This window comes from Shewanella canadensis, from assembly GCF_003966225.1.
In the GTDB taxonomy this organism is placed as follows: domain Bacteria; phylum Pseudomonadota; class Gammaproteobacteria; order Enterobacterales; family Shewanellaceae; genus Shewanella; species Shewanella canadensis.
In genome coordinates, this window is the sequence record NZ_RXNU01000007.1 from 179,526 (window position 1) to 198,084 (window position 18,559).

Sequence of the window (18,559 nt, forward strand, 5' to 3'; positions counted from 1 at the left end):
AAAATCACCTCCAATGAGTGGGTTGTTTACTCTTACCAAAATATCGTAATTGAGCCGCGACAGCGATCTGCCTTGAAAGCTTAAGCAGCTGAATAAGTAGCGGGAAAATCACACAATTTATTAATTCAGACCAATTTCTCGGATCTCTTAAGGCTTTAGGGCTTATCCGCGCGCCACGCAGACACTGAATGTGATAGATCTCACGCAGTTCGACTGTCATGTATGGCAGCAAACTGATCGATGCCGCAATAACGAATGCCCACTTAACAGGTAGTACCCAGGTTAGCACTTCACCTATACGTTCCGGGGCACAAGTAATGGATAACCACCACCCTGGGATAAAAGCCAATAAGATCCTTAATACCGCTACAGCCCCCTGAGCCAGCTGACTCTGACCATGAATAAGATAATATAGGCTCATGGTGATAATGAGCTGCACTATGAATACTCGTGCAATAACACCTGGGTTACCACGGCGATATACCCCATGGATGACCAGGAGCATTTCACACAGGATCAAGCCTGGAAGGTATCTATCAGGAATTAAAAAAGCGGCGCTCGACAATATCAAGACAAGTATTAAAGAGGCGGCGGTAACATAACTGCTTTTCTGAGTCGCAGTGCTTTCGAGTCGATGATAGTCAAAGCCTGCGGCTCCACGATATTTAGTTGCCTTATGCCTGCCCTTAACCCGCATTCATGCAATCCATAAACCCTTGTTCACTTTGCAGAATCCCATCCGAGAGCTGCCATGATCTCGTCACAGGCATATGATTCATCTGTCTATGGCTGCTAAACAAGATGGCCGTACCTTGCTGACTCAAGCTGACCAGCACCTGCCAAACTCTGCAGTAAAATGCCTGATCCAAGCCTGCAAGCGGATCATCAAGCAGCAACACTTTCGGTTTTAACGAGGCAAGAGATGCCAGAGCGACCAGGTGTTGCTGCCCGTAAGATAAGGTATGAGGAGAATGAAACTTAAGGTCCTCTAATCCCATTTCACGCAACAGTCTGTCGGCATTCTCCAGCGGTAAACCGAAGCGTTTAAGGCTAAACTGCATCTCTTCCAGCACCGTGTTTTCAAAAAGCTGACGATTTGGACGCTGAAGTAATAAGCCCAGTTCACCGCCAAAGATACCAAGCCTAGGTTGCTTACCCAATACTGCCAGGGGTAACGCTCTGACATTAGACTGTATCCCAGCGATACTCTTCAATAGACTACTTTTACCTGCACCATTGTCGCCGACCAACGCGACGATCTCGCCTTCAAACAACTCAAGATGGTCATGGCACACAAATAATGGGCTTTGATCTTCAAAACAAAATTCAAAAGGCTCGAAAGCCAGTACACTTTTCCCAACAGGAACATAGCCGGGTCTGGTGAATGAAATAGGAGCTAACTGGAAACACCCTGACGTCACCCTGCCATCTTTTAATTGCCAAAAATGATCCACAAGATCACTGAAAGCCGCAGGATTGTGCTCAACCAAAACGATGGCAACGTTATCGGACTTGAGTAGCCTCAAGACTGACATGAGTTCATCGACACCCATATCATCGAGTTGAGCCCAAGGCTCATCCAGCAGCAAAATATCGGGTTCATATACCAATTGAGCCGCGATCATCAAACGATACTTCTGTCCGAGTGATAGCTGCTCAATGGGCATATCTAAACTGACGTATAACCCCACTCTTCTTAATGCTGCTTGAACCTTACCGACCATAAGATCATAGGGGACAGCCAGATTTTCTAACGCAAAGGCAACTTCTGCACCGACACTCTGCCGGATAAACTGCACATTGGGATCCTGCATCACCAAGCCAAGCACAACACCATCGGCGATATGAAGCTCACCTTCGAATGGTCTGGAAAGGCAACCCACAATAAGGTTAAGAAGACTCGATTTTCCTGAACCGGTAGGCCCGCTAATGCAGTGACATTCCCCCTTGCGAATAGAGAGACTCGCCTCATTCAACACAAGAGACGAGTCACTGTGATAACGGAAACTAACTCTATTTAATTCCAGTAAATTCATATCTGCACAAACCATATCCATTTGATAATGAGGGTTAACCTGTTCCAACACCGTTCAATAAACTCCTCAATTGAACGTGAGGGTTACTGGCCTATATCTGCCAGCTAATACCGACAAAGACTTGTCGCCCAGCCTGAGGAATGGCATCGCTTTGGTAATAGTTTTCATCTAACAAGTTTGTCGCCCTGATATAAAGCTCGAGCTTGTCATCCAATACCGGTTGAACTAAGTTCAAATCCAACAAGGTGTAGTCTTTTAATGACTGCTCGGTCCAAACTTTATTACCGTTAACCTTCTCCTGTTCGTAGTAAACCTGTCCCATGATCCGTTCAATATTCATGTTGATTCGCATCGCAAAAGGAAGCTCATAATCAGCCTGAAAACGAAGCTGATGCCTTGGGCGATACTCTAAAGTTCCCATGCCATCGAAAGCATCTTTGTCTTCGGTGTCCAAAAAGCTATAGACAAAGGTTAATGACAGATCGTCAATGGATTGGTTATTCAGAGACAGATCGACCCCTTTGAACTGATAGCGCCCCATGTTTTGATAGACACCTGACATATCCTTGGCAATATAGTTCTCGGCATCTGTGTAGTAGCCCGCAACGGATAGCGCCGTCGATGCTCCCAGCTCTTGTTCAACACCGAGTTCAAAATGTTTCGATGTTTCTGCAACTAAATCGGCATTTCCTGAAGATTGTGAGTACAGATTCTTCATCGAAGGGAAGCGAACTTTTCTTGCGATTCCCGCATTGAAGCGTGTCTGTTCAAATGCTTGCCAGAATCCGGAAAGCTGCCCTGAATAATCATTTTCAGACTCTTTGACACGGTCTTGATCATGAAAAGCACCGCCTATGGTGAAACCATAATAGCCATCATCCTGATATTGATATTCGGCGGCTAAGGTATAAAGCCATGCGGAGTCATCGAAGTTACTGCTTCCCCCGCCGCTTCCACCACCGCTTCCACCACCGTTTCCACCACCGTTTCCACCGTCGTTTCCACCGCCGTTTCCACCGCCATTTCCACCGCCATTTCCGCCGCCGCTATAGCCATCGAGTGCTCGACTCTGTTTCTGACCCGACCTGTCACCTGTCGACGGCTTAGTCGTCGTTGATTCCCAACTCTGACTTTCAGCGATCAGAGAGCTCGTCAGCAGACCCGCATCACCGAAATTGGTGATAAATTGCAGATTCCCACCCTGTACCTTAGAGCGTCCGTCCTGACTCTGCTTCACCTTGGTGTAGCTGGCATCGGTATATTGAGTCTCCAGCACATCACTCTGATTGTGATAACCGAAGCCTCTAAGTGTGAACATCTCACTGAATTTATGTGCCATGCCTAACTGAAAGGTTTTTGCATCATAGTCATCGGCCCGCTCAAACTTGACGGTTCCACTACCGCTACCATCTCGTGAAGGCTTGCCCCACTGACCCGAACGCAAACTCATGTTAGCCGTTATTTGGGTATCGTCTGATAACCAATAGCTCCCCTGAGCATAAATATTATCGATCTCTTTATCAGAGTTAGCCCTGATATCATCAAGCTGAACATCGTTATGTGGATAATCACCTGACAGTGGGAAACCATCCGTTTGTTGATGACTGACACTGACCAAGCCTTGCCAGTTATCACCTGAACCCGCAGCACTGATGTCACCATTAAAGGTGTCTTCCCCGGACGCTTCTAATCGTCCCGACAAAGTAGACGCATCCTCTCCCTGCTTGGTGATGATATTAATCACACCACCGGCTCCGCCGGGGCCATAGAGAACGGATGTCGGACCCACAGAAACTTCGACTGAAGCGATCTGACTGGTTGGGATCACACTTGGATCAAACTGGCCATCCTCGGCACCATTTGCCGGAACACCATTGATAAGCAAGGTAACGTGTCGTGTCTTAAACCCACGAATATCTACCCTTGGTGTCCCCTGTCCGCCGGTTCGCACGTAGACGCCAGGCACATTTTTAAGTACTTGATCTAAGCTTTGAGCCCCCAGCGCTTTTATCTCATCCTCATCGATGCTCCAGTGGGTCGTAGCCACTTCTGTCGCTGTCGGTCTCTCACCATGTACCACAATAACCTCATTAATATTGAGGATAGGGTCCCTATCTATGTCATCCGCAAATGCGGCTCCACTACTACCGATGGCAAGCGCGATTGCCGACATTTTTATTATATGTTTTTGTACTTTCATGCTTAACGTATCCTGACCTGAGCTTATTCGCCGTTATTGTCAGCATCAGCTTGTCTGTCCTCAAGAAATAAAAAGTCAAAAACAAACGCAGATCGACAAATTCAGACAATGTCTACACATCGAACTACTGGCGAGAGACAAATTGTCCACTTAAAGTAGGTGGTGGGACAGAATTACTCAGAGTAATCGACATCAACTTGATGATAAGGTAGGTGAAATACAAACTTGTATTGCTGTATTCATGGTCAAGTTCACAGCTTGAATGGCCACGACTTGACAGTTTTTAGCTTGAGCATTACTTTGTGGTAAAGATTCTTATTACCAATTATATATAGGAACTAGATAGCGTCAGAATCAAAGGATCTCTGCGGTAGTTTCCACTGTTCTATTTTCACTGATATTTGTTTGGAGTTTTAATTGGCTGCTTTCCTGCTGTCACAGGCTATCTCAACCCTTACTGACAAACTAAAACAACTGAAATTTCAGTCACACAGTGATCCTATCATTCAAGTTTCTGTTCCCATTTCGCCCATGCCTGCGATTGCCTGGCTTGCCGCACAGCCGATTTACCCCAGAATTTACTGGAAAGGCAGAGATACCGAAGAGGAAGTTGCAGCCGTCGGAAGCTGCAAAGATTTCGCCTATGAAGAGGCAGTAGATGACAACCAGCTATCTCAGGCGTATCAGAAACAACGCGCCCTCTCAAACAATCAGGATATTCGCTATTATGGCGGCGTTGCTTTCGACAGAACCACTGAGTGCTGGCCCGAATTTGGCAGAGCCCATTTTGTTCTTCCCAGAATAGAGTTAAGACGCAGTGGTGAAGAGTATAAATTACTGATCAACCTTAATTGCGAGTCTAATGAGACTGAAACTGAGCGAACCAAAGCGATAGAAGACTTGGCAAAACTTGTTTCTCCAAGACCACTGCCCCCACCTAATAAAATCAACTTATTAAGTAGAAGTGACAGGCCAGACCATTATCATTGGACCGAATTGGTAAAGAAAGTCACTCACGAGAAGTTTATACAGGATACCCCAAAAGTCGTGCTATCGCGTCTGACTCAACTGGAGGTAGACGAAGAGGTCGACCCCTGGACGCTACTCGCTTGTTGGCAGGGACGTAATCAAAATAGTTTTCAATTTGGATTCCAGTTTAGCCCCGAACGTGCTTTTATCTCCTGCACGCCTGAGCGCCTCTATCGACGTAGACAACGAGAACTATTTACCGAAGCATTGGCAGGGACGACGACACGTGGGTTAAACCAGGAGGAAGACAGAGTTCTTGCTCAACAGCTATTAGAGGACAGTAAAAATAGCCATGAAAATCAGCTCGTAAAAGAGCATATCGTTGATGCCTTAACTCCATTAAGTAACTATGTTGGTGCGGAAGAGACGCCTCGGGTATTTAAACTCAGCCATATTCAACACCTACATCGCTCAATTCGGGCTGAGTTGAAGGCTGGTATCGATGATTTTCAGTTATTACAGGCGCTCCACCCGACGCCTGCAGTGGGCGGTTTACCAAAAGAACCCGCAATGAGCTTTATCCGACAACGTGAAGGCTACGCCAGAGGCTGGTATGCCGGAGCCTGTGGATATTTCAATAAATATGAAAGTGAGTTTGCCGTCGCTATCCGCAGTGCCCTCATAGAGCCCGGACGGATCAACTTGTTCGCCGGGGCTGGTATTGTTTCAGGCTCAGAGCCGGAAGCTGAATGGGTTGAATTAGAGAATAAGCTGACAACGATACTTTCCATTCTTACTGAGCTTTAGCTCAGCATTAAGAGCTACTGAGCTTTAGTTCAGGGTTAAAAGTTACTGAACTCTAAGCCACTAAATTTGAGTTCAGGGTTAAAAACTACTGAACTCTAAACGGCTAAACTCGGGTTAAGCTCTGAGGATTGCCGGGCTTTAGTTCAGCCGTACAGGAGTTGAAGACCGAAGAGTTACTGCTCTCTGATTGGGTGTAGTCTTTGGGCATCGGGACCCACATAATGACGAAAAAGCTCATCGAGTTCACCATTGTCGATAAGCTTTTTCAATTCAGTGTCAAAATGCAGCTTTAGCTTCGCCCCCTTGTCGTTATCAGAAAATACGAAGTAAATCTCTGTCCTGAACACATTTTCCACGATCACAAACTGTCTGAGTTGCTGTAATTGTGGCGCCATAGATAACATCGTGGGCTTATAATCGAGTACTGCATCCACCTGACCTCGATTTACCCGGTTCAGCATTTCGAGCAGGTTACTGCTCTCCTCGTAATACATCGGCACCGAGATAAATTCATCATAGCGGTATGCTAAGAGTGCCTGAACTTTCTTCAGTCTCAAACTCTCAACACCTTGCCATATAACCGCCAGCTCAGGGGTAATTGCGGCATCGACACTATCGACCTCAACGGGATACTTGCTATAAAGAGCCCTAGTCGTATCTCCACTATAAAAGCCTAAAGCCATATTAACCCGATCATGATCGATCAAATATCTGACACGGGAAAAAGGTACCATTTCGATTTTTAGCTGCCACTCTGGCTTTGGAAATACCCGTTTCAGAATATCAAAATAGTAACCACTTCCATCTCTGTTGGTATAACCTAGCCAGCTATCGGTGGATATAGTCACCACGCTGGGGCCTTCTACAAGCTGCACTGGGTTTGCCAAGAGATGACTCGGCAGAAGGAGTAAACATATCAGTGACATCATAAGCGTCAATATTTTCATTGAGGTGACCATTATCTGTTTAAAAGCCAACAGCGCTCCTTGTAGCCTCAGTAAGTTAAGCCTACTCAATCAAAGTTTAGATCTATTTGTCAGTTTTTGAGCAAAAAGTCCTCCATTATCCTTGCTCCAACTGAAAACCTCTTTATAATGTGCCGCCCCTACAGGGGCCAGAATAGGCATACCTAACCCACGACCCGCTTACTAATAATGCTCGTGTCTTAGTATTTAATGCCAAATACCACTTTTATTAACGGGTTCCCTCACCCCGTGACCGTGAAAACGGATAATCAATTAAAAAGGCTACAAGATGTTAACGTTAACAAATGCGCAAATTCGCCGTGCACTGCTGGTGCTTGTCGGCTTTCACATACTGATCATATGCGCCAGTAACTATCTGGTTCAATTGCCTTTTCAGATATTTGAACTTCATACTACCTGGGGAGCGTTCAGCTTTCCATTCGTCTACCTCGCTACCGATCTCACCGTCAGAATCTTCGGACAGAGCGCGGCCAGACGTATCATTTTGAAGGCGATGATCCCAGCCCTGCTTATCTCATATTTAATGGGCGTTATTTTTCATCAGGGCAGCTTTCAAGGCTTAGCAGCGTTATCGGAATTCAATAACTTTGTTTTTCGTATCGCCTTCGCCAGCTTCGCCGCCTACCTCATTGGACAATTGATGGATATCACGGTCTTCGCCAAGTTAAGAAATACTCAATCTTGGTGGGTAGCACCTGCAGCATCGACACTTATCGGTAATCTGGTTGATACCTTAGTATTCTTCGCATTGGCTTTTTACGCCTCCAGCGATAGCTTTATGGCCGCACACTGGCCTGAAATAGCCAGCGTAGACTATGGCTTTAAATTGATTGTAAGCTTAGGGCTATTTCTACCGGCATATGGCGTGTTATTGAAGGTGCTGGAACGAAGAATAGTAAAATTACCAACGCAACAAGAATTGGCTCCTAACTAAACCCTATAGCTCAACACGCTGGCCAGACCAGTTGCCTTATACTAATACCCATCGGTATAATATCGCCAGCTTATAATATAGGCAGCAGTTCATTTGCTGCCTTTTTACAGAGAGATTGGCTCCCCATGTACAAAGTAGAGATAGAAACAACGACTGAGCTTACCCCAGATCTGCTGAACTGTTTACTCGATATACATCGACAGATCCCTGAATTTGATAAACCATACTCTGAATCAGAGTATGGTTTGCGGCTTAATAACAAAGCTATACTTATCATGTTTATCAAAGTAGAAGGTGAACTTGCAGGTTTTAAACTAGGGTACGAACTCAATGGCTCTACTTTCTATAGCTGGCTGGGAGGTGTGATTCCAGAGTATAGAAACTTAGGTTTAGCCCAACATCTGCTACAGGCTCAAGAATCTTGGGCCAGGGAAAGTGGATATCAACAGATAGAAGTTAAAACCCTTAACCGGTTTTCATCTATGTTAGCCATGCTAACTGCCAGTCGATATCAAATAACCAAAATTACTCAAGCAACTGATAGAATTGAAAATAATAAGATAAATTTACAAAAATCACTCATAGAGACAGTGTAAATTTAAATTAAATGCAATAAATCACTTGCAAGCCTTAATGATAATGATTATTATTTGCATGCGTTCCAAGGAACTCACTCTATTTAGACTTAAACACTTCATCTCTGTTTAATTCGCTCTCAGGTTTTAAGAGACAAATAGCATGGGTTTGCAAAGCACGACATTGCTCACACACACTTTTAGCCGGGATTATTTCCCGGCATTTTTTTACCTAATTTTAATAACTGTTTTCATCACAAAGGAAGATTTATTAAAGGGATCAATGACCGTTAAAGTGCAGTCCCTCATAAGGTGTATCTACCTGCTCCTCCTTAGCTTTATGATATAAACCTATGGTAAATAGCGTTCCCTTGCCCACCGTAGAGCTGACCTCTATCGTTCCACCGATACGCTTAATAATTCCGTAACTCAAAGATAGCCCCAGACCCGTACCGTCGGCTCTGGTGGTATAGAATGGATCGAAGATACGACTCAGCTGCTCTTGTGGGATCCCTTTACCTTCATCTTCAATTTCAATTTTGACCCCGATAGGTTCACCTCTTTGCACCCAGTCATAAGTTCGGATCCAGATCCTTCCCTCTTCATCCATTGCATGGGCCGCATTAACCACGAGATTAATCAACACTTGCAACAACTGAGGACGGTTCACCTCTATCGGATAACTGGCGTTCAACTCCTGATTCAATATCACCTTTTGCTCTTGAATCGAGTGGCGTACCAGTACCAACATCTCTTCGATAATCGGAGTGAGTTGATGCATCTCAAGTGGAGCATTGAACTCACCAGGGCGACTATACTGCAGCAGGCTACGGATAATGGTACTGATCCGCCCCACCTGTTGGATCACGAGATCGATCTCCTCCTCGACATCCTCCGCCCTATCGCCTAGCTCGTATTTCATCAACTCCATATTGCCTAAGATCACCGCGGTCGGATTATTGATCTCATGGGCAATACCTGCGGTCAGCTCACCCAGTGCGGTAAGCTTTTCGTTGGTAACCAGTTGTTGTCTGGTCTCATTAAGCAGTGCCACGTTGTTTTGCAGTTCCTCTGTTTTCTCCTGCAGGCTTCGTGTCCGCTCTTCAACTTTCACCTCTAACTGCTCGGCAGCAGCCTGGATCTGCGAATTTCGGCGCTGCAACAGATCCAGCATACGGTCAAATTGCTCAGCTAAGTTTGATAATTCATTATCTCGCTCAAGCCCCAAAGATCCGATGCGCAGGTTTCGCCCTGATTGCACCGCTTTAACCACGTGATGAATACGCTCAATTGGCTGAAGTAAGCTATAAGCACCGCGATAGACGAGTAATCCAGACACCAGTAAAACTAACATCAAGATAGTGCCTAACTCTATGATATTCAGTAGATAGTTGTGAATGAATGGTGATTCTGAGAAGCCGGTATAGATCATCCCTATTCGCTTACCCTGAACATCCTCGAGTGGTGCATAAGCAGAGATAAACCAATCATTAAACACGAAAGCTCTGTCGACCCAGAGCATCCCCTGAGAAAATACTTTTTGCTTCACCTCTTCAGATACTAAGCTACCCAGTGCTCGTCCTTGGACCTCCCCCCCTTGTGGGAAAAAGTGTAAGGGAACATTGGTACTGATACGCGTGTTGTCGAGAAAGATAGTCACTGTGCCGATAGATCGTTCCGGCAGTGTCCCCTTGTCGTAAACCAGATCTCTGATGTGATCGACGATACGAATATCCCGATTAAACAAGATCCCACCATCTAAGTACCAGGCAACATTGCCTTCGGCATCGGGAACGGGCAACAGACTTCGACTGAGTAAGCCGCGGTCTTCGACTGTCTTAGTCGGTTTTTGTGATCTGGGCGTTTCAACCAGTGGAATACTTGCCGTCTTCACCATCTCAGGATCGATTAGTGCCAGGCGCTTAGGTTCCAGCACCATTAAGCCTGAATATGCAGAGTCACCTTTTACTTTCTGAAGCATAACGCGAAGGTCAGGATCGGCTGCGGCCTCTGACACACTAACCAGACGCAAGAAATCTAAATTTAACAGCTGTTTTTTGGAATCCAGCAAAAGATCGATCTGCTTTCGATAGCTATTTTTATTGCCATCAAACAGGCGAAAATCATTCTGGAATTCCCATGATTCCATCACGAGTTCCAGTTGTTTTTCCTGGCTTTTCTGAACGGAGATAAGCGTATTATTTGCAACAGTCAGGTCAGCCTTGACCTTCATAAACAACTGCTTACCCGTATAGCTAATATTCCAATAGATGGTAATAAACACTAAGCTAACTAAGGTAAGTAGAATCGGAAGCAAGGTAAGGATTAAAATTCGATAGCGAACCTTAGCTTGCATCTGCTGCCAATTGATACCAAAAATACGAGGAAAAAAGGACACCTTAACTCTCCTCTTGTTTATCGGTATCGAACCACTCTTTATACTTCCTATCTAAGGTTTTTCGAGAAACCCCTAAATCCCTCGCCGCAGCGGACTTATTACCATTATGAAGGTCGACGACTTGAGTAACGTGATGTTTTTCAACCTCCTTTAATCCCCAATCTAACGGATAACCAGACTCGTTAGGTATGTCAGATTTGGGTTGCTGCTTCCAATACTCCGCAGGAGGCTTACCCAGTAAGATGCAGCGCTCAATCATGTTTCTCAATTCGCGAATATTTCCCGGCCACTCATGCTGTTGTAATTTCAGCATATCTTCATGGCTCCAAACCACCTCTTTAACACCGAGTTCAGACGCCAACTGCCTGGTGAAATGATGGGTTAATTCAACGACATCCTCCGGTCTGTCTCTGAGGGGGGGGATCACGATATCTAATACATTCAAACGGTAATAAAGATCTCGTCTGAAATTCCCCTCTTCCACCTCTTCCGCGAGCTTACGGTTTGTTGCCGCTAATACCCGGACATCGATATTTGTCTCTTTCTCACTACCGACGGGACGGATAGTTCTCTGCTCCAGGACCCTAAGTAGAGCCGTCTGCATCTTAAGCGGCATCTCACCGATCTCATCGAGAAAGATGGTGCCACCGGAGGCAAAGCTAAACAGGCCTTCACGATTACCCTTCGCACCAGTAAAGGCGCCAGCCGCATGACCAAAGAGCTCACTCTCAAGCAGTTCCGGTGCAATGGCACCACAATTGACAGGGACAAAAGGCCCTTGGCGTCCACTCAGCAGATGCAATTGTCTCGCGACTAACTCTTTACCTGTACCCGACTCGCCTTCAATTAAGATCACGGCATTTGTTGGCGCGACACGCTCGATGACATGCTTCACCTCTTTCATGGCATCACTACTACCGATAATGGTAGAGGACTGCCCAATAGAGACTTCACGGCGCAGCATCAGGTTTTCACGCTTGAGCAAACGACGTTCGATACAGCGATCGACCGCTTTCATCATCTGCTCAAGATGAAATGGCTTCATGATAAAGTCTGATGCTCCGGCTCTTAGTGCCTTGATAGCAACATCCATATCCGCATAACCCGTCATAAAGATGATGTCCGAGCGTCTCTCCTGATCATTTAATGCTTCATGCCATTCAATTCCTGAACGACCAGGTAGACGAATATCCACGACCAACAGGTCAAAATGGCATCGACTTCTTAACTGTTCAGCGTCCTCGACGCTGGAGGCTGTCTCGACCAGGGCGAATTTTTTAGAGAGCGCCTTTTTCAGAAAGCTACGCATACCGGGCTCATCATCTACAATAAGCACAGATACAGCGGAAGGAAGGGGTTTCAAATCTTTTTTATTTTGGCTCATATTGTCTTCTTTAGGACATTTTGACTCATTTAATGGTGATTCTAGCATCATAGTCTAGTAAATAGGTCACTGTGAGACAAAGAATAAGGGCTGTGGGACAAAATGTCTGTAAGGCACCATTCAGGCGTGCGATCGGGATCACAGTCCCTCAGCATTTGTGACACCAATACGCATCGATGACATTTGGCATCAAATTTGCTAAATAAACTGGCATAATTTGTAGAAGATTAGTTTTGGCAAAGAATCTTCATTATTTAATCGCCAAGGAGCAAGAATGTTAAACCTTAAATCTATCTTCAGCTTTGCATTAGCCGCAACCTTAGTCACAGGTATGCCGGCACAAGCCGAAGAGATTATAAAGTTAGCCACAACAACAAGTACTGAGAACTCAGGCTTATTGAAAAACTTATTACCAAAATTTGAAGCCCAAAGCGGTTACAAAGTTCAGGTCATTGCAACCGGTACCGGTAAGGCCCTCAAGCTTGCCCGTCAAGGCGATGTCGACGTCATCATGACACATGCCCCTGCAGCAGAAGCTAAATTTGTAGATGAAGGTTTCGGTCTTTTGCCTCGCGGCATCATGGAAAACGATTTTGTGATCTTGGGCCCTAAAAATGACCCGGCTAAGATCCGTAACAGTAAGACAGTTGAAGAGGCATTTGCTAAAATAGCCGAATCAGGCGCCATTTTTGTTTCTCGTGGAGACAACTCCGGCACAAACATGAAAGAGATGATCATCTGGAACAATGCTAAGGTCGATGCCTCTTTTGCCGGTTATAAGTCTGTTGGTCAAGGAATGGGTAAAACCCTATTGATGGCAAACGAACTTCAAGGTTACACACTTTCTGATCGTGGTACCTTCGTGGCCTACAAAGCAAAGCTGGATATGGCTATCGATTTTGATGGCGGCCAGGCATTAGCAAACCCATACCAGATCATGTTAATTAACCCTGCAAAATATCCTGATCTAAACCACAAAGGCGCCAGAGCCTTTAGTGATTGGTTGATTGGCGCCGAAGCTCAAGGCATGATCAATAGTTATAAAGTTCAAGGTGAGCAACTATTTAAGGCAACTTATAGCGAATGACTCTAAGATTCTGGTTAGGCCATTTTTTAAAATGCTACACAGCGGACACATCTAATGGTCTGGGTATCCAGTTATCTAAATCGGGCTATCACAGATGAATGAAGGCTGGTTAGCCCTTTTACAGCAGGCCTTAGGCCTGCTGTTTTCATTGGACCCTGATGTGTGGTCCATTGTTTCTGTATCTTTTTCGGTATCTTTTGCGGCCCTAGGGATCACCCTGCTGCCGTCGATGATATTGGGATTCATGCTGGCTTTTGGCCGCTTTCCCGGTCGCTGGTTTGTCACCAATTTAATTCAGACTCTCCAGTCAATTCCTACCGTCGTCATTGGCCTGCTCGTCTACCTTATGCTGACCCGCATGGGCCCTCTGGGTGATCTGAGATGGCTATTTACTCAAAAAGGCATGATTTTAGGCCAGATGATGATCTGCGCTCCCGTGTTAGTCGCAATGAGTCAAGCGGCTTTTACCAGCGTCGACCGTAGAGCCTGGGAAACATCACGCACCCTTGGCGCCTCTTGGTTCAGGGGCATCTTGACAGTCTGTAGAGAGCTTAAAGTCCCGTTACTCATGGCGATTGTGGCTGGGTTTAGCCGCATCTTGACTGAAGTAGGTTGCTCCATGATGGTCGGTGGAAATATTGCAGATGTTACCCGAAACATCCCTACCGCTATTGCACTCGAGACCAGCAAAGGCGACTTTGCCCAGGCAATAGCCCTAGGTCTTGTTCTGCTCATTTTATCTCTCGTGCTTAACTTTACTTTAGGGACGCTCAGAGGCAAAGCAGAGCCGAGGAGCCATTAGATATGGTCAAATTAGTCGCTAATAATTTAGAAATGAAGTTTGGTGAAAGACATATATTCAGTGTCGACAGGCTTCAGTTGTCTCAGGGACAAACGATACACCTTCAGGGCGATAACGGTTGTGGCAAAACCACCCTGATGAAACTGCTTGCCGGTCTGATATCTCCCAGCAGAGGGGCCATAACAACTGAAGGCTTTGAGCCACTGCCATGGTGGCGTTCCAATGCCTTGTTAGGCAAAGCCGTCTATCTACATCAACATCCGTATCTGTTCGATGGCAGCGTCGAATATAATCTGAGTTACCCTCATCCGTTTTGCAACATGACAAAACAGCAACTGAGTGAGCGCACCCAAACTGCAATTGAGATGGCTGAATTAACTCATCTCAAAAACCAAGCGGCATCGAGCCTATCCGGAGGAGAGAAGCAACGACTCGCTATCGCCAGAGCCTGGATAATGCAGCCTAAGTTATTAATGTTAGATGAGCCGACATCCAATATGGACAGGTTTTCACAAGATTTGGTGCTGACCATGATCTCTGATCTTCAGCAGCTTGGAACGGGAATGTTAATCAGTAGCCACCAGTCTTGTGTGCTAACAAGTTTATGCAATCAAACCTGGGTCATTGAGAATCAACATATAATGTCATCTTACACGGCAAATAATATTCCAGACTCAGCAGACTCAGCTCCAATCAATCTACAGGAACCAAGATATGTCATTGCAAATTGATGCAGTTATTTTAGCCGGAGGCATGGCCAGGCGCATGGGGGGAAATGACAAGGGTTTAGTCGAACTTCAGGCGCAACCTATGGTAAAACACGCCATAGATCGCATAAAACCACAAGTTAGAGAGATCCTGATCAACGCAAACCGTAACCAAACCCGTTATGCTGAGTTCGGTTATAAAGTTATCAGTGACGAAGACTCTGGTTATCTTGGGCCACTAGCAGGAATGATCACTGCAATGGGGCAGACACAGGCCAAGTATCTCCTTGTCGTTCCTTGTGATTGTCCGCTTTTGCCGACTGACCTTGTCGAGCGCATGCTCTCCCAATTAGAGAAAGAAAATGCCGACCTTGCCGTAGCAAGTGACGGGGAGCGCGAACAACCTGTAGTACTACTTTTGAAGCCAGAATTAAGAGACTCGATGAAAGCCTTCTTAGATGCTGGTGAACGTAAAATCGACTTTTGGTACGCTAAACATAACTGCGCCGTAGCTGACTTTTCAGATCAGCCGAACGCCTTTGTTAATGTGAATACGCCAGAACAAAAACAACAACTTTCTGAGGCAATTGCCAAATAAAAACCGAGGTTTAAATGAGCATCCCTTTTACCAATCCGTTAACAATTCCTGTTCTCGGATTTTGTGCCTATAGTGGCACAGGAAAGACCACGCTATTAAAGAAACTGATCCCCGAGTTAAACAGCAGGGGAATGAAGTTAGCAGTTATAAAGCATGCTCATCATAACTTCGATGTGGATATTCCTGGTAAAGACAGTTATGAAATGCGTAAGGCAGGTGCTCGCCAGATGCTGGTCGCCTCACACGTAAGATGGGCATTGATGACGGAAGATGCCGTCGGGGATGACCCTAAGCTACCTCACCTGCTCCAGCAGATTGAACAAGATAGTGTCGATATTGTATTGGTTGAAGGCTTCAAAAAACTCGAGCTACCAAAGATTGAGCTCCATCGTGCCGCCCACGATAAACCTTTTATTCATACCCATGACAAGAACATTCAGGCAATCGCCTGCTGTGATGAGACTGAACTTCCTGGCGACTTAAGACGACTGGATATCAATGATGTCGCTCAAATTGCCGACTTCGTTATCGAGTATGCTAAAAACTGGCAGCCTGAGAGCGTTAACTTACCCCTCTCACCGGCGCCTGAGTGTGGTTGCGAGGTCGATACCAGTAAAACCCTGTCGGTAAGACAAGGCATAGATAAGATCTTATCTTACGTTGCTCCCATCACGGCCAGTGAAACGCTCCCTCTGGATGAGCTCAACAGCCTGGTACTGGCCGAAGATGCGATATCTCCTGTCGATGTGCCACAACAGACCAATTCGGCCATGGACGGGTACGCCTTCAAGCACTCCAGCCCCATGCTAGCCAGTTATCAGATTGTCGCCGACGTCATGGCGGGACATCAATACTCGAAGGTGCTACAGGCAGGCGAAGCGGTACGTATCATGACCGGTGCAACGGTACCCGCCGGTGCAGATACCGTTCAGATGAAAGAGTTGGCCATAGAGCTCGAAGGTCAAGTTAGCTTCCAGGGGGGTATCACCTTGGGACAACATATCAGGCTCGCAGGCGAGGATATAGCTAAAGGCCACACGGCTCTTGCCGCCAACACTCGACTGCAAGCACCAGAGCAGGGACTACTGGCCTCACTGGGTTTTGGCCAGCTGCCGGTATTCAAACGCCCCAGAGTTGCCGTTTTCTCAACCGGTGATGAAGTATGTCAGCCAGGAGAGCCACTAAAACCGAACTGCATCTACGACTCAAACCGCTTCACCATAAAATCTATGGTCAGAAAGTTAGGCTGTGAAGTCATCGATCTTGGGATCATTCACGACTCAGAAGATGCACTTGCCGATGCACTTAGCCAAGCCGCGGTCGATGCCGATGTGGTAATCAGCTCCGGCGGTGTATCCGTCGGCGATGCCGATTTTATCAAGCTGGCACTCGAGCGAGTCGGCCAGATTAACTTCTGGCGTATCAATATGCGACCGGGACGACCACTCGCCTTCGGACAGATTGGCGATAGCCTCTTCTTCGGATTACCCGGTAACCCGGTTGCGGTTATGGTCTCCTTCATGCAATTTGTACAACCTGCACTTAGAAAGCTCGCCGGAGAAAACAGTTGGGCTCCGACTATGGTACCTGCGATAACGGATACAGGTTTACGTAGCCGCGTGGGTCGCACCGAATTTACCAGAGGCGTCTATCACTTAGGTACCGATGGGAAACTACATGTCACGACGACCGGCGCACAAGGTTCAGGGATGTTGAGCTCTATGGTAAAAGGAAACTGTTTCATCGTTATCAACGAAAAAGATGATCAGTTAAATCCTGGTGATACCGTTTATATTCAACCTTTTGCCGATCTACTCTAGTTGTTGATCTCTGTTTAACTGTTTTCTGTATTGGCTCAGATAGCTGAGCCAATACGGTGTTTTTGTAGGTAGCTAGTATGAGTTTGATCGTCGATACCTTCGGACGTAAGGTAGAATATTTGCGTCTTTCTGTTACTGACAGATGTGATTTTCGTTGTGTGTACTGCATGAGCGAAGATCCCTGTTTTCTCAATCGTGAACAAGTCCTCAGCTTAGAGGAGCTGGCCTGGGTGGGTCAGGCATTTACTGAGCTGGGTGTAAAAAAAATTCGTCTCACCGGCGGCGAACCTTTGGTACGCACAGACTGTGACCAACTGGTAAAAATGCTCGGCGCCCTGCCAGGGTTATCGGAGCTATCGATGACCACCAATGGCTCCCGACTGACCAAGTTTGCCGAAAAGATGCGAGGCTCGGGTCTTGGCAGGCTCAATATCAGTCTGGATACATTAAAACCTGAACTCTTCACCGAATTGACCCGTAATGGCAAGCTTGAGCGTGTCATTGAGGGGATCGATGCCGCTAAAGCCGCCGGCTTTACACGCATCAAGATCAATGCGGTTATTCTCAGAGGCCAAAATGATGATGAAGTTCTGGACTTGATCGAGTTTTGTCGTGGTAGAGAGTTGGACATCGCTTTCATCGAAGAGATGCCACTCGGCATTATCGATGAACGCAAGAAGAGTCGTCACTGCAGCAGTGAGGAGGTAAAAGCTATTATCTCTAAGCGGTATGAACTCAGTGTATCTGACAAGCGTACAGGTGGACCCGCGCGTTACTACACCATGCCTGGTAGCTCTATTCATGTAGGCTTCATCTCTCCCCACAGCAACAACTTCTGCCATGAGTGTAACCGCGTTCGCGTCACTGTAGAAGGCCGCCTGTTACTCTGTTTAGGCAATGAACACTCCGTGGATCTCAAAGCCATTCTCAGAGCATTTCCCGGTGATATCGAGAAGTTAAAAACTGCCATTTTAGATGCCATCAAGCTTAAACCCAAAGAGCATGTTTTTGGGCCCGAGGGCGATGTACAGATCTTACGCTTTATGAACGCGACAGGCGGATAGTGGCAAACTAGCACCAATCGATTAGAAAAGGTTGAAAGCAATTGCTTCCAACCTTTTTTATTACCCCCCCCAAAAAAAATAAATAGCTTTTACCTGTTGTGACTCGTTCCTCGCAGCGAGCTACAGGGACGTAGTGAATGTCATTTATGCAGGAGCAATAAATGACCTTGCCCCAGAAGGGCTAAATTCTCG

15 protein-coding genes are annotated in these 18,559 nt (G+C 46.2%); 9 read left to right on the forward strand and 6 right to left on the reverse strand.

Features of this window, described 5'->3' with window-relative positions; translation table 11 throughout:
- Positions 1-4: 4 nt before the first annotated feature.
- From EKG38_RS14825 to EKG38_RS14835, 3 genes are all read right to left on the reverse strand, one after another.
- Positions 5-697: an energy-coupling factor transporter transmembrane component T gene (locus EKG38_RS14825; RefSeq protein WP_126521007.1), complete on the reverse strand. Its 693-nt coding sequence runs from the start codon at positions 695-697 to the stop codon at positions 5-7.
- The gene (locus EKG38_RS14830) at positions 687-2,036 is read right to left on the reverse strand and encodes an ATP-binding cassette domain-containing protein (protein WP_126521102.1); all 1,350 of its coding nucleotides are present in this window, start codon (positions 2,034-2,036) and stop codon (positions 687-689) included. Before EKG38_RS14830 ends, EKG38_RS14825 begins: the two co-directional genes overlap by 11 nt.
- 91 nt (positions 2,037-2,127) lie before the next feature.
- Positions 2,128-4,236, reverse strand: a complete 2,109-nt coding sequence (locus EKG38_RS14835; protein ID WP_126521008.1) for a TonB-dependent receptor plug domain-containing protein — start codon at positions 4,234-4,236, stop codon at positions 2,128-2,130.
- Positions 4,237-4,653: 417 nt separating this feature from the next.
- On the opposite strand from EKG38_RS14835, the gene EKG38_RS14840 reads away from it, so the two are divergent.
- On the forward strand, positions 4,654-6,012 hold the full coding sequence (locus tag EKG38_RS14840; protein ID WP_126521009.1) for an isochorismate synthase: 1,359 nt from the start codon (positions 4,654-4,656) through the stop codon (positions 6,010-6,012).
- A 173-nt stretch (positions 6,013-6,185) separates the two neighbouring features.
- Here EKG38_RS14840 and EKG38_RS14845 read toward each other — a convergent pair whose 3' ends face one another.
- A complete protein-coding gene (locus EKG38_RS14845; protein ID WP_126521103.1) occupies positions 6,186-6,971 on the reverse strand; it encodes a substrate-binding periplasmic protein in 786 nt (261 codons plus the stop codon).
- Between the two features lie 295 nt (positions 6,972-7,266).
- Between EKG38_RS14845 and EKG38_RS14850 the strand changes: the two genes are divergently transcribed.
- Complete coding sequence (locus tag EKG38_RS14850) at positions 7,267-7,932, forward strand: 7-cyano-7-deazaguanine/7-aminomethyl-7-deazaguanine transporter (protein ID WP_126521010.1); 666 nt, start codon at positions 7,267-7,269, stop codon at positions 7,930-7,932.
- 125 nt (positions 7,933-8,057) lie between these two features.
- Positions 8,058-8,528, forward strand: a complete 471-nt coding sequence (locus EKG38_RS14855; RefSeq protein WP_126521011.1) for a GNAT family N-acetyltransferase — start codon at positions 8,058-8,060, stop codon at positions 8,526-8,528.
- Between the two features lie 259 nt (positions 8,529-8,787).
- Here the strand turns inward: EKG38_RS14855 and EKG38_RS14860 are convergent, their stop codons facing one another.
- Both EKG38_RS14860 and EKG38_RS14865 read right to left on the reverse strand, forming a co-directional pair.
- On the reverse strand, positions 8,788-10,905 hold the full coding sequence (locus EKG38_RS14860) for a sensor histidine kinase (RefSeq protein WP_126521012.1): 2,118 nt from the start codon (positions 10,903-10,905) through the stop codon (positions 8,788-8,790).
- 1 nt (position 10,906) lies between these two features.
- Positions 10,907-12,337 carry a sigma-54-dependent transcriptional regulator gene (locus tag EKG38_RS14865; protein ID WP_185826865.1) on the reverse strand — a complete coding sequence of 477 codons (1,431 nt, stop codon included), beginning with the start codon at positions 12,335-12,337 and terminating at the stop codon, positions 10,907-10,909.
- Positions 12,338-12,563: 226 nt separating this feature from the next.
- On the opposite strand from EKG38_RS14865, the gene EKG38_RS14870 reads away from it, so the two are divergent.
- The 6 genes from EKG38_RS14870 (at position 12,564) to moaA (ending at position 18,367) form a co-directional block, all read left to right on the forward strand.
- Positions 12,564-13,376: an ABC transporter substrate-binding protein gene (locus tag EKG38_RS14870; protein ID WP_126521014.1), complete on the forward strand. Its 813-nt coding sequence runs from the start codon at positions 12,564-12,566 to the stop codon at positions 13,374-13,376.
- A gap of 94 nt (positions 13,377-13,470) precedes the next feature.
- Positions 13,471-14,178, forward strand: a complete 708-nt coding sequence (locus EKG38_RS14875) for an ABC transporter permease (protein WP_126521015.1) — start codon at positions 13,471-13,473, stop codon at positions 14,176-14,178.
- Positions 14,179-14,180: 2 nt separating this feature from the next.
- A complete protein-coding gene (locus EKG38_RS14880) occupies positions 14,181-14,909 on the forward strand; it encodes an ABC transporter ATP-binding protein (protein WP_126521016.1) in 729 nt (242 codons plus the stop codon).
- The gene (mobA, locus tag EKG38_RS14885) at positions 14,893-15,483 is read left to right on the forward strand and encodes a molybdenum cofactor guanylyltransferase MobA (RefSeq protein ID WP_126521017.1); all 591 of its coding nucleotides are present in this window, start codon (positions 14,893-14,895) and stop codon (positions 15,481-15,483) included. Before EKG38_RS14880 ends, mobA begins: the two co-directional genes overlap by 17 nt.
- A gap of 14 nt (positions 15,484-15,497) precedes the next feature.
- Positions 15,498-17,303 (forward strand): bifunctional molybdopterin-guanine dinucleotide biosynthesis adaptor protein MobB/molybdopterin molybdotransferase MoeA, encoded by a 1,806-nt coding sequence (locus tag EKG38_RS14890; protein ID WP_126521018.1) that lies wholly within the window; start codon positions 15,498-15,500, stop codon positions 17,301-17,303.
- Positions 17,304-17,380: 77 nt separating this feature from the next.
- On the forward strand, positions 17,381-18,367 hold the full coding sequence (gene moaA / locus EKG38_RS14895) for a GTP 3',8-cyclase MoaA (protein WP_126521019.1): 987 nt from the start codon (positions 17,381-17,383) through the stop codon (positions 18,365-18,367).
- Positions 18,368-18,559 lie beyond the last annotated feature (192 nt).

Excerpts from the sequence above, each read along its gene's own strand:
- EKG38_RS14850 (WP_126521010.1), top strand. The coding sequence starts at position 7,267 with ATGTTAACGTTAACAAATGCGCAAATTCGCCGTGCACTGCTGGTGCTT.
- EKG38_RS14855 (WP_126521011.1), top strand. The coding sequence starts at position 8,058 with ATGTACAAAGTAGAGATAGAAACAACGACTGAGCTTACCCCAGATCTG.
- EKG38_RS14870 (WP_126521014.1), top strand. The coding sequence starts at position 12,564 with ATGTTAAACCTTAAATCTATCTTCAGCTTTGCATTAGCCGCAACCTTA.
- EKG38_RS14830 (WP_126521102.1), bottom strand. The coding sequence starts at position 2,036 with ATGAATTTACTGGAATTAAATAGAGTTAGTTTCCGTTATCACAGTGAC.
- EKG38_RS14880 (WP_126521016.1), top strand. The coding sequence starts at position 14,181 with ATGGTCAAATTAGTCGCTAATAATTTAGAAATGAAGTTTGGTGAAAGA.
- EKG38_RS14890 (WP_126521018.1), top strand. The coding sequence starts at position 15,498 with ATGAGCATCCCTTTTACCAATCCGTTAACAATTCCTGTTCTCGGATTT.
- EKG38_RS14835 (WP_126521008.1), bottom strand. The coding sequence starts at position 4,236 with ATGAAAGTACAAAAACATATAATAAAAATGTCGGCAATCGCGCTTGCC.
- mobA (WP_126521017.1), top strand. The coding sequence starts at position 14,893 with ATGTCATTGCAAATTGATGCAGTTATTTTAGCCGGAGGCATGGCCAGG.
- EKG38_RS14875 (WP_126521015.1), top strand. The coding sequence starts at position 13,471 with ATGAATGAAGGCTGGTTAGCCCTTTTACAGCAGGCCTTAGGCCTGCTG.
- EKG38_RS14865 (WP_185826865.1), bottom strand. The coding sequence starts at position 12,337 with ATGCTAGAATCACCATTAAATGAGTCAAAATGTCCTAAAGAAGACAAT.
- EKG38_RS14825 (WP_126521007.1), bottom strand. The coding sequence starts at position 697 with ATGCGGGTTAAGGGCAGGCATAAGGCAACTAAATATCGTGGAGCCGCA.
- EKG38_RS14845 (WP_126521103.1), bottom strand. The coding sequence starts at position 6,971 with ATGGTCACCTCAATGAAAATATTGACGCTTATGATGTCACTGATATGT.
- moaA (WP_126521019.1), top strand. The coding sequence starts at position 17,381 with ATGAGTTTGATCGTCGATACCTTCGGACGTAAGGTAGAATATTTGCGT.